We start from the raw sequence: 11,380 nt of genomic DNA on the forward strand, positions 1-11,380 counted from the left end.
GTAGCGCTCTCCCAGCTGAGCTAATGCCCCGAAGTGTTACGACATAACTTATTATAATCAATCCTTCTGTAAACTTCAAGCTGTAAAATGCAATCATATTGTCTATTTTTCTTTCTGATCGATCGGAATATAATCAAAGATTTCCCCGGAATGAACAGAATGGGCTAATCTTCTAAGCCAGTCATAATAGGCTTTTGAGCTCTCAAGCTGTTCAAGGAGCTGCTGGGCTTCCTCTTTTTCGTGTTCCTCCGCCTGCTCATCAAGAGCCACATCTTGAAGGCGCTCTTGCGCTTCTTCAATCGCTGCTAGATTGACCTCGACCTCTCGTTCCCATTTTTGCGGGAAAAAGTTCATGAAAAACTTAAAAAAATCTTTTTCAGCAACAAAGCTGTGTTTTCTTCGGCCGCGATGAAAGGTCTTTTTGACAATATTCATGTCTTGCAGTTTTTTCACACCTGTACTCATACTAGGCTTACTCATTTGCAGCTCTTCACGCATTTCATCCAGCGTCATTTCCTCATTTAAATACATCGTCCCATACAGAATACCCGCACTTCTAGTAATGCCATAGAGATCCATTGTTTCAGCGATGGAATCAATGACTAGATCTTTCGCCGCTAAAATACGATCTTCTGCTTGTGGCTGTTCCTGCTTTTTCATCTTGTCCCTGCTTTCTATTAAGAGAATTCAATACGTTCAAAAAAATCTTTATGGACTATATGTTAACGAAAGAATGCAAAATGTCAAAATAAATGAAGCATATCTCCCTTTGACAGAAAAATTTGAACATGTTAAGTTAATTATGTTCAAAACGTTAAATTTTTATTTAACAAACTTACCAAAGAGAATCAGAGGAGGTTCCTTCTATGAGTCAAACACTATTTATAGATGGACAATGGGTTGGCGCTAAGAGTGGCGACACAAGAGATATCATCAATCCATTTAATCAAGAAGTGATCGCGACAGTCAGTGAAGGATCAAGAAATGACGCGCAGCTAGCCATCAAAGCAGCAAGAAAAGCCTTCGATCAAGGAGATTGGGCAAATCTTCCTGGACTTGAAAGAGGAAATATTGTCTTTAAGATTGCTGAATTGATTAGACGAGACCTTGATGAATTAGCCAGATTAGAATCACTTGATACTGGCAAAACATTAGAAGAAAGTAAAGCAGATATGGACGATATTGCAAATGTGTTCCAATATTATGCAGGGCTTGCTGATAAGGATGGCGGGGAAATCATTGCATCGCCTATTCCAAATTCAAAAAGTGAATTAGTCAGAGAGCCTGTCGGTGTATGCGGTCAAATCACTCCTTGGAACTATCCGTTGCTTCAAGCGAGCTGGAAAATCGCTCCTGCGCTTGCAGCCGGAAATACAATCGTATTAAAGCCAAGTGAAATTACACCACTAACCACGATTAAAGTTTTCAAACTCATGGAAGAAGCAGGCGTTCCGGCAGGTGTTGCAAACCTAGTCCTTGGACCAGGGGCAACAGTTGGCGATGAACTTGCTGTTAACGACCAAGTCGACTTAATTTCGTTCACAGGCGGTATTGAAACTGGCAAGAAAATCATGCAGGGAGCCAGTGGGAATGTGAAAAAAATCGCTCTTGAGCTTGGTGGGAAAAATCCGAATATTGTGTTTCAAGATGCTGATTTAGACGTAGCGGTTGACCAGGCAATGAATGCTGTGTTCTTCCATGCAGGGCAAGTGTGTTCAGCGGGTTCACGCTTGTTAGTCGAAGAATCCATTCATGATGAATTTTTAGAAGAACTGGTGAAGCGTACGAAAAAAATCAAGCTAGGCAACGGCTTTGATGAAGGAACCCAGAGCGGACCGCTCATCTCAGCTGAGCATCGAGAAAAAGTAGAAAAATACGTCAGCATCGGTCTAGAAGAAGGCGCAAGATTAGAAACAGGCGGAAAACGACCTGATGCAGAGGAGCTTCAAAATGGATTTTTCTACTTGCCAACGATTTTCTCAGGCTGTACATCAGATATGCGGATTGTACAGGAAGAAGTTTTTGGCCCAGTACTGACCGTCGAATCCTTCCGATCAGAAGAAGAAGTGACCGAGCTTGCAAATGATACGATCTATGGATTAGCAGGAGCAGTATGGTCTTCAGATATCGCAAAAGCGGAAAGGGTCGCTCGTCAGCTACGATTAGGCACTGTTTGGATTAACGACTTCCATCCTTATTTTGCTCAAGCACCGTGGGGTGGATATAAGCAATCAGGTCTTGGACGTGAGTTAGGACGTACGGGTCTTGAAGAATATACCGAATTGAAACATGTATATAGAAACACAAAACCAGAAGCAGTTCATTGGTTTAAATAAAATGATTTGGAGGAGATTGAACATGACATTAAATATGAAAATTGAAAGCATGCAAAAATTCCATACATTTGAAATCCCGACTGTGATCAAGCATGGTATTGGTGCGGTGAAACATGTTGGAGAAGAAGTGAAAGCATACGGCGTTTCAAAGGTCTTGCTTGTAACGGACCCTGGTATTTATCAAGCGGGCGTTGTAGATCCAGTGATTGCTTCATTAAAAGAGGCACAAATTGATGTGGTCCTATTTGATAAAGTAGAGCCAAACCCGCCAGTACGCCTAGTGAATGAAGGATCTGCGTTATATGAAAAAGAAGGCTGTAATGGATTAGTCGCAGTTGGTGGCGGAAGCTCAATGGATACAGCGAAGGCCATCGGTGTAGAAGCGACTCATGAAGGTTCAGTTCTTGATTACGAAGCGGCAGAGGGGAAAAAACCGCTTGAAAATAGAATTCCTCCATTAACAACAATCCCGACAACGGCAGGTACAGGTTCAGAGGTCACGCAGTGGGCAGTAATTACAGATGAAGAAAGGGAGTTCAAATTCAATACAGGTGGACCACTTATTGCCGCTCACCTCACAGTGATTGATCCAGAGCTTCATGTATCCATGCCGCCTCATGTGACGGCAATGACCGGAATTGATGCGCTTGCACACGCTATCGAATGCTATACAATGAAATTTGCTCAGCCGATTACGGATGCTGTGGCACTTATGGCCATTGAATATGCTGCTCATTACATTCGCCGTGCCTTTGCGGATGGAGAGGATTTAGAAGCAAGATACGGAATGGCACAAGCTGCAATGCTTGCAGGACTTTCCTATGGAAGTGAATCAGCTGGCGCTGCCCATGCGATGAGTCAAACACTCGGAGGCATTATTCCTGTAGCGCATGGTCAATGTGTAGCGGCGATGATGGGACCTGTTATGGAGTATAACTGGAAAGGCTACCCAGAGAAATTCGCTCGAATTGCGCAAGCATTCGGTATTGATACAAGCAGAATGTCAACAGAGGAAGCAGCTAAAGCAGCAGTGAATTGGATGTATGATTTAGTGGAAGACCTAGAAGTTCCTTCATTAGAAGAACAAGGTGTACCAAAAGATATGATCGACCGTTTATCTAAAGAAGCAATGAAAGATCCGCAAACCGTTGGAAACCCAAGAGACCTCAACGAAAAAGCATACAACTGGATTTACGCTCGCTGCTTTAACCTAACACCTAAAACAGTGTAACAATGAAAAAAGGCTCCCAAAAGGGAGTCTTTTTTACATCTTATAGCTGTTCTTTAATTTCTTTAATTTCTTTGATTTGATGAATATGGCGTTTTTCGTGTGCGCCGATAAAATCAAGATATTGCTTCAGTGAAAGCTCTTCAAACACAGGATGTGCAATCACTCGTTTGAAATCTTCCTCCGTAAACGTTGATAAAATTTGATTTAATTTCTCACGTGCTGTATCAAGTTCATCCTTTAATTGTGTAGGCGTCACATGCTTACGCTCAGGTGCAACAATACTAGGTGCAGTGGCCTTTCTTGAACGATGTTCTGCCATTTCTACCGGTTTTGGCTCATATTCTTTGATCGGTGCTTTTTTTCCCTCGGCAGCTAGATGCTTTGCTGCAACTAAATCCATTTTCTTTAAATGATCTGCCACCTCTTGAATACTCCAGGTATCATCAGATAATTTTTGGTTTAATTGTTCTTCGTTTAACCCTTGCAGTTCTTGCCACAATTCTTGTCTTGCATCATGTAATAAACTCATTTCCATCACCTCAAGATCAAATTTTATCATAATGGTACATGACAATCATTCTTTAGCTTCCCGAGAATTCCTTTGAGGAATTGTGATGAAATATGAAACCTTTACAAAAGTGGTTCGTATTACCTGTTAGAAGCAATACACTGGAGGTGAGTGTCGTCTACATGAAACAAAGGCTGTTCATTTCATAAAGAAAGGGTGAGGAAGATGGATATATTCGGGCTGCCTCTTCAGACGCTGTACTTATACATATTGATGATATCAGGAATCCTGACACTTGTTTTCGTCTTTTTCGGTGATGTATTTGATGGCTTGTTTGAAGCGATCCCTGTTCCATTCCTTCAACCGACATTGATCCTCGCATTTCTTACATTTTTCTCGGCTGGTGGTTTTATCTCTGAGAAAACAGCAATCGTAGGAAGCGGTTTTGGCGCAGTATTATCTGCCATTCTCGCAGTGGTCCTTGTGACCTGTTTACATGTATTTGTGTTAGTCCCGCTTTCCTCTGCTGAAGAATCTCTTTCATATACTGAAGCCGATTTAAAAGGAAGAACTGGGGAGATCATTGTATCAGTCCCAAAAGACGGGTTTGGAGAAGTGCTGTTAATTAGTAATAGCGGGAAAATCTCAAAGCCGGCCATCAGTTTCGACCAAGAGGAGATTCCATATGGAACCCGCGTGCTTGTGGTCGAAGTGAACAAAGGCGTTTTATCTGTCATACCAAATGAAGAAATCTAGGAGGGAATGCTATGCCAGGAACAACCATTTTAATTATTATTGGAATTGTCCTTGTGATTCTGATTGCACTTATTGGCGTATTTGTAACAAAATATCGGACGGCAGGTCCTGATGAAGCGTTGATCGTCACAGGGAGTTATCTAGGAAGTAAAAATGTCCATGTGGATGAAGGTGGAAATAAGATTAAGATTGTCAGAGGCGGCGGTACTTTTGTACTTCCTGTTTTTCAACAAGCAGAGCCGCTCAGCTTACTATCTAGCAAACTAGATGTTTCCACTCCTGAAGTATATACAGAGCAAGGTGTACCTGTGATGGCCGACGGAACGGCAATCATCAAAATTGGCGGATCAATTGAAGAAATCGCCACTGCTGCAGAGCAGTTTTTAGGTAAAACAAAAGAAGACCGTGAAAATGAAGCAAGAGAAGTTCTAGAAGGTCATCTGCGTTCGATCCTAGGATCAATGACAGTTGAAGAGATTTATAAGAACAGAGAGAAATTTTCTCAAGAAGTACAACGTGTCGCTTCTCAAGATTTAGCGAAAATGGGTCTTGTCATTGTCTCCTTTACGATCAAAGATGTCCGAGATAAAAATGGCTATTTAGAATCCCTAGGTAAGCCAAGAATTGCCCAAGTGAAGCGAGATGCAGATATTGCAACAGCCGAAGCAGATAAAGAAACACGTATCAAACGTGCTGAAGCAGATAAAGATGCGAAGAAGTCTGAGCTTGAGCGTGCGACCGAAATCGCAGAGGCGGAAAAAATCAATGAATTGAAACGAGCGGAATTTAGACGTGAACAAGATACAGCGAAAGCAAGCGCTGACCAAGCTTACGATCTAGAAACAGCTCGCAACCGTCAGCACGTAACGGAACAAGAAATGCAAGTCAAAATCATCGAACGTCAGAAGCAAATTGAATTGGAAGAAAAAGAGATTCAGCGTCGTGAACGTCAATATGATTCCGAAGTGAAAAAGAAAGCCGATGCAGATCGTTATGCTGTTGAACAATCAGCTGCTGCTGAAAAAGCAAAGCGTCTTGCGGAAGCAGATGCGAAGAAATACAGCATTGAAGCAATGGCGAAAGCAGAAGCTGAGAAAGTTCGTATTGATGGGCTTGCCAAAGCGGAAGCAGATCGTGCAAAAGGGGAAACAGAAGCAGAAGTCATTAGGTTAAAAGGACTTGCAGAAGCCGAAGCGAAAGAGAAAATTGCTGAAGCATTCGAACAGTATGGTCAGGCAGCGATCCTTGATATGATTGTGAAAATGCTTCCTGAATATGCGAAGCAAGTATCTGCACCACTTTCTAACATTGATAAAATTACAGTTGTTGATACGGGCGGTAACGGGGAAGGCAGCGGCGCCAATAAAGTCACAGGCTATGCCACAAACCTCATGTCCAGTCTGCAAGAAAGCCTGAAAGCATCCTCTGGGATTGATGTCAAAGAAATTATTGAGAACTTCTCTGGCAAAGGGAATGTGAAGCAAAGCATTCAGGAACTGACAAATGAAATCAAGCAGCCAAGAAAAAAAGAAGCAGCTGATCGTCAAATAGAAGAATAAAATGAATAGACACCTTCTGATAGAAGGTGTCTATTTTGCTTGAGCCTGTTGTTTTGGTCTTTTTATATAAGAAGAAAGATTCACAAGAATGCCTGCGGTTATCATCATGAACACTAATGAGGACCCGCCATAGCTAATGAAGGGAAGGGGGATGCCTGTAATGGGGAGAAGTCCAAATACAGCCCCTAGATTAAAGCCTGCTTGAAGCATGATTTGAAAAGTGAGACCGACCGTTAACAACTTTCCAAACGGATCCTGCAATGATCGAACGATTCGGACGGCGCGATACATAATGAGAAGATATGCGCCAATCACAAACGATACCCCCATGAATCCCAGCTCTTCACTGATGACGGACATAATGAAATCTGTGTGGGCTTCAGGAAGAAAACCTAATTTTTGAATGCTCCCGCCTAAGCCATTCCCGGTCAGCCCGCCTGAATCCATGGCGAGATATGAATGAATCAGCTGATAGCCATCCCCATCCTCATATTGAAAAGGATCACGAAATGAGGTGAGCCGTTTCAAACGATAAGGAGCTGTCACAGCAAAAAAGGTAATCCCTGCCGCAGCGGTCGTTCCTAGAAAAATGAGGTGGCGCATGTTTAGCCCAGCGCATAATAAGACGATGCCACAGCTTAATAAAATAGATACCGCCGTACCTAAATCAGGCTGCTTTAAGATCAATAAAAAAACTAGACCTAACAGAATGAGCGGAGGCAGCACCCCTTTTCTAAAGGATGTGATGTATGCTTGTTTCCTTGCATACACATAGGCAAAATAGAGGATCATCACTAATTTCACAGCCTCAGACGGCTGGATCATAAGAGAACCAATATGAATCCACCGCTGTGAATTATTTTTGACAACGCCGATCCCTGGAAGCAGGACAATGATGAGACATAACATTGACAGCATGACAAGCCATCGTATCCATTTACGATAAGCGTGATAAGGAAAAAGAGCGGCAATGATAAAAAAGAATAACCCAATCAAGAGCCATTGCCATTGTTTCATGAAAAAATAGCTGCCTTGCTCATACTTCATTTCACCTAAAGGATAACTCGCACTGTAAACCATGAGTAAACCAAATAAACAAAGACAAACGATCGTCCCAGCAAGAATGTGGTCGATTTTTTTGAGGTGAGAAAGAATCAATGACATCACCCTCAATCCCAGTTGCGTCCAAACATATAGGATGACGACCTCAGATTGACACTAAATACAAGCCCAATGGCCATCATATTGGTCAAAAGCGCACTGCCGCCGTAGCTGATAAATGGAAGTGCAAGACCCGTCACAGGCATTAAACCTACTGTCATTCCTACGTTTTGGAAGACTTGAAAGACGATCAGTCCAACCACACCAGCACATATGTACAGCCCATAAAGGGTATTCGCATGCATAGCCACATGAATCATTCGATAGACCATCATAAGATACAAACAAATCAATAGGGAAGCGCCGATAAAACCAAACTCCTCACCAATGACTGCAAATATAAAATCTGTATGGGCCTCAGGAATATTTCCACCTTGTACTTGATTTCCTTTCGTATACCCGCTTCCTGATAATTGCCCTGACCCAATGCCGAGCATCGCTTGATTCAACTGATATCCATAAGTTGAATCAAATTCATCTGGAGAGAGCCACCCATAAATGCGGTCAAGCTGATGAGGTTTAATTACTTTTGTAAAGTGCTCAAAATGTTCATTGTGCAAGTAGGTCAAAAATGCAAGAAGCGCGAGAAAAGCGGCCATTAATGCAGCGATCATCTTACTTGAAATTCCTGAAACAAGTATCAGTGTAAAAGCGATAGACAAGATCACAAGTGCAGTCCCTAAATCTGGCTGAATTAAAATCAGGAAAAAAGGGACAGCGGTCCAGCAGATGACTTTACTTGTAGGAATCATGCTCTCCTTAAATGTAAAGCGCTCATGTTTGTATCGATTTAAAACAGCCGCTAACAGGAGAATGACAAAAATTTTCATAAATTCTGATGGCTGAATTTTAATGGAGCCAAAACTGATCCACCTTTGGGAGCCATTTTGATTCGTTCCAAAAAAATGTACGAGAATGATGAGGAAGAGACCACCTGCAAATAGTCGAAAAGATAAACGCTCAAGCAGCTCGTAATCAAAGTAAGCAACTGCCGCCATGAGGCCAAAACCGACGATATACCAGAAAATTTGTCTTTTGACGAAATAAAACATATCTTGCGTTTCATACTGTCCCGATCCGCTATACACAGCCAGCAGGCTGATCACAAAGAAACAAATGACAGTGAATAATAATACGAAGTCAATGCCGTTCTGTTTTTTCATGTCTCCGTCACCTGCTATGACCTATTTGTCAGCTGGTTTAATACGACCTGCACTGCTGCAGCGTCATCAATATAGCCGATCGGAAAAATATAATCTGGTATTAAATCAACGGGCATAATGAAATAAAGCAGGGCGCCTCCCATCAACATCAATTCACGAGAAGTACCCCGGCCGCTCATGAAAGAGTTGTACATGCTTTTCAATTGATCAAGAAATGGCCCAACGCCGCTTATTGAGTCCATCTTTTTTTCAAACTTTGCTGAGATCGTTTCTTTTCCCTCGACTGATTGACTGTAGGTCTCGTATGCATTTAGCTTCTGTTTCAATTTCTCCTCGCTGAATGTACCGTCATAGACATCATGATCTTTCAGTGTTCTTTCGATCTCTTCTACCGCTTGAATGAACGTATCACCGTGAACTTTCTCATTTTTAATGGGAAATCCAGCAGCGGCCAATAGTCGATCTAAAGAAATGTTTAGAGCATCTGAAAGCCGCTGTAAATGGTTCAAAGTCGGTTTTCTTTTGCCATTCATTATTCTAGAAAGTGTCGCTTTATCAATGTCTGTTTGTGTGCTGAGTTCTCTTAATGAGAGAGAACGTAGTTGTAGTTGTTCCTTTAAGAGCTGCCGAAGCTCGGTTGTCTTACACTCCATCTTTTATTTCACCCTTTCATATGTATCAACTTTTTAATAGAAGAAGTCGTACCCAATATAAAGGTGTGTTGACAAATTGTCAACGAATTGAATTTTATACATTAGAAACTTATTATAATGAATATAGGATAGGAAACTGCTAGAAGGGGTGGCGTAGATGAAGGTGAGACATGCAGTACATAGTGATATTCCTAAAATCGCCGAGATTCATGTGAAAAGCTGGCAAACGACTTATCACGGCATTATTTCGCAGGCGTATTTGGATGCTTTAAATGTAGAGGAGCGGGAAGAGAGCTGGAGAAGCAGATCGCTTGAAGGCACATTTGTCGCAGAAGATGCGGACGGAGTATTTGGTTTTGCTTCCTTTGGAAAACAGCGTGATGAGCGCTATTCAATATATGATGGTGAGCTTTATGCCATCTATTTGTTGCAGCGAAAACAGAAATCAGGAGCGGGCATGGCTCTGATTGCAAAAGGTGTGGATTATTTAATAAAGAAAGGCTATCAAAATATGCTGCTCTGGGTATTTGAGCAGAATTCAGCGAAGCAATTTTATCAAAAGCTTCAACCTAGTTTTGTCGTCACCAGCCAATTCGAGCTGGCTGGTGAGAACCATGAGGAAATTGGGTATGGATGGGAACTGTCTGTACTAAATGATCATGTACACCGAATTATATCGTCAGCTTCCAGTAATAATGAGAGAAAAAAGTAAAAAGTGTGGCGAGTAAAATATAAGAGATAAAAGGAGCAGCCTCTACTTTTCCTTTCACAGCTGCTATTTTTAATGCCTCATAGAAACTGGCCAAAAAGTAGGCAAGACTAAGAATATAGCAGCACAGCATAATGGAGTAAGGACTCATTGGCGCACCTCCAGCTTAAAATCTTCTACTATTAATAGATTCAATAGAGCAGAAAATTATGCATAAAAAAATAACCTGCTGAAAAAGCCAGGTTATTTTTGTTGAGGAAAAACCAAACGAGACGCACTAGGGATGAGTAAACAAAGAACAATACTGCAAATAATAAATGAAGGAACCATATATGTGCTGTTATAAACTAAAGAATACACCCAGCCCGGCGTTCCTTTTGGTGCATTGTGAGAAAAGAAAACAACGCCTGATATAAAGAACGTCAGCAGTCTGAAAAAACTGGCGACAAATACAGCTAGGACAATATAGAAGAATTGTTTCTTTCGTTTTTTATCCAGAATGGCTTTTTTAATTGATCCTGAGAATAGCCCACTTAAACAAATCACTACAGATGCGACAAAGTAATCGAGGAATCCTTGTACAGGTGTGGCGATGATAGGACTATTCATCAGCTGTAGTCCAGCGATTAACACCCCGATGATAAACCCAGTAGACACTCCCCATCTAATAGACATGAGAATAACAGGAATCATGATCAGCGCAATTGACCCGCCGTTCGGCATTCTTAAAAAGAGACCTGATAAATAATCTAATACAAGTGCAAGAGAAGTCATGATGGCGATCTCCATCAGTCGTACTAATTGATTTGATTTCTGCATAAAAAAATCCCCTTTTCACGAATTGTGCAAGGAGAGACCATGTCAGGATGAGTATGTGATTCATAGAAAAACATATCGGCTTGGATACAGTGCATGTATGCAAGTGATTCCACATTCCTACTTCAGTATTAACTGACAGGTTCAAAGGGTCAGAACAACGAATTGTTCACTCTCAGCACAAAGCTCCCCCTGCGGTTATTTAGTTTCAATCTATTATAAATATACTAAAGACCTACAGGATCAACAATAGTGAATTACTGAGAGAATCACTTTTTATATCTATATATAGAAAGAAATGAGGAAAAATAAATTATTTAGAGAAAATACTTGTTTCTTATTTCAAAAGGTGTTATATTTGTATTCGCCGCTGAAACAGCGCGGTTGAGAAATAACATTCGAGAAAAAAGTTATTGACTTCATCTTGATAGAATGTTATATTAATAAAGTCGCCTCTGAGCGATAACGAAAATGATCTTTGAAAACTA

At 41.3% G+C, this 11,380-nt stretch carries 12 protein-coding genes and 1 riboswitch; of the genes, 5 read left to right on the forward strand and 7 right to left on the reverse strand.

Features of this window, described 5'->3' with window-relative positions; all coding sequences use genetic code 11:
- Window positions 1–102 precede the first annotated feature (102 nt).
- Window positions 103–660 (reverse strand): choline uptake/conversion transcriptional regulator CudC, encoded by a 558-nt coding sequence (cudC, locus tag BA1_RS17180; RefSeq protein ID WP_008361688.1) that lies wholly within the window; start codon window positions 658–660, stop codon window positions 103–105.
- 206 nt (window positions 661–866) lie between these two features.
- On the opposite strand from cudC, the gene betB reads away from it, so the two are divergent.
- The gene (betB, locus tag BA1_RS17185) at window positions 867–2,336 is read left to right on the forward strand and encodes a betaine-aldehyde dehydrogenase (RefSeq protein WP_008361690.1); all 1,470 of its coding nucleotides are present in this window, start codon (window positions 867–869) and stop codon (window positions 2,334–2,336) included.
- A 22-nt stretch (window positions 2,337–2,358) separates the two neighbouring features.
- On the forward strand, window positions 2,359–3,567 hold the full coding sequence (locus BA1_RS17190) for an iron-containing alcohol dehydrogenase (RefSeq protein WP_008361692.1): 1,209 nt from the start codon (window positions 2,359–2,361) through the stop codon (window positions 3,565–3,567).
- Window positions 3,568–3,607: 40 nt separating this feature from the next.
- On the opposite strand, the gene BA1_RS17195 is transcribed toward BA1_RS17190, so the two are convergent.
- Entirely contained in the window at window positions 3,608–4,096 is a 489-nt protein-coding gene (locus BA1_RS17195) for a DinB family protein (RefSeq protein ID WP_034739928.1), read from the reverse strand.
- Window positions 4,097–4,300: 204 nt separating this feature from the next.
- On the opposite strand from BA1_RS17195, the gene BA1_RS17200 reads away from it, so the two are divergent.
- Both BA1_RS17200 and BA1_RS17205 read left to right on the forward strand, forming a co-directional pair.
- On the forward strand, window positions 4,301–4,831 hold the full coding sequence (locus BA1_RS17200) for an NfeD family membrane protein (RefSeq protein ID WP_008361696.1): 531 nt from the start codon (window positions 4,301–4,303) through the stop codon (window positions 4,829–4,831).
- An 11-nt stretch (window positions 4,832–4,842) separates the two neighbouring features.
- Entirely contained in the window at window positions 4,843–6,390 is a 1,548-nt protein-coding gene (locus tag BA1_RS17205) for a flotillin family protein (RefSeq protein WP_008361697.1), read from the forward strand.
- Between the two features lie 30 nt (window positions 6,391–6,420).
- On the opposite strand, the gene ftsW is transcribed toward BA1_RS17205, so the two are convergent.
- From ftsW to BA1_RS17220, 3 genes are read right to left on the reverse strand one after another with little or no spacing between them, the layout of a single operon-like run.
- On the reverse strand, window positions 6,421–7,554 hold the full coding sequence (gene ftsW / locus BA1_RS17210; protein WP_412096214.1) for a putative lipid II flippase FtsW: 1,134 nt from the start codon (window positions 7,552–7,554) through the stop codon (window positions 6,421–6,423).
- A gap of 5 nt (window positions 7,555–7,559) precedes the next feature.
- Window positions 7,560–8,714, reverse strand: a complete 1,155-nt coding sequence (gene rodA / locus BA1_RS17215; protein WP_008361702.1) for a rod shape-determining protein RodA — start codon at window positions 8,712–8,714, stop codon at window positions 7,560–7,562.
- 14 nt (window positions 8,715–8,728) lie between these two features.
- Window positions 8,729–9,367 carry a DUF1232 domain-containing protein gene (locus BA1_RS17220; RefSeq protein WP_008361704.1) on the reverse strand — a complete coding sequence of 213 codons (639 nt, stop codon included), beginning with the start codon at window positions 9,365–9,367 and terminating at the stop codon, window positions 8,729–8,731.
- Window positions 9,368–9,524: 157 nt separating this feature from the next.
- On the opposite strand from BA1_RS17220, the gene BA1_RS17225 reads away from it, so the two are divergent.
- Entirely contained in the window at window positions 9,525–10,079 is a 555-nt protein-coding gene (locus tag BA1_RS17225; protein ID WP_008361706.1) for a GNAT family N-acetyltransferase, read from the forward strand.
- Here the strand turns inward: BA1_RS17225 and BA1_RS18905 are convergent.
- Both BA1_RS18905 and thiT read right to left on the reverse strand, forming a co-directional pair.
- Window positions 10,039–10,227 (reverse strand): hypothetical protein, encoded by a 189-nt coding sequence (locus BA1_RS18905; RefSeq protein WP_082194767.1) that lies wholly within the window; start codon window positions 10,225–10,227, stop codon window positions 10,039–10,041. The genes BA1_RS17225 and BA1_RS18905 overlap by 41 nt on opposite strands.
- A gap of 92 nt (window positions 10,228–10,319) precedes the next feature.
- The gene (thiT, locus tag BA1_RS17230) at window positions 10,320–10,895 is read right to left on the reverse strand and encodes an energy-coupled thiamine transporter ThiT (RefSeq protein ID WP_008361708.1); all 576 of its coding nucleotides are present in this window, start codon (window positions 10,893–10,895) and stop codon (window positions 10,320–10,322) included.
- Between the two features lie 97 nt (window positions 10,896–10,992).
- A riboswitch (TPP riboswitch) is annotated at window positions 10,993–11,095 on the reverse strand.
- Window positions 11,096–11,380 lie beyond the last annotated feature (285 nt).

The sequence above is a fragment of the Bacillus xiamenensis genome, from assembly GCF_000300535.1.
GTDB classification, from domain to species: domain Bacteria; phylum Bacillota; class Bacilli; order Bacillales; family Bacillaceae; genus Bacillus; species Bacillus xiamenensis.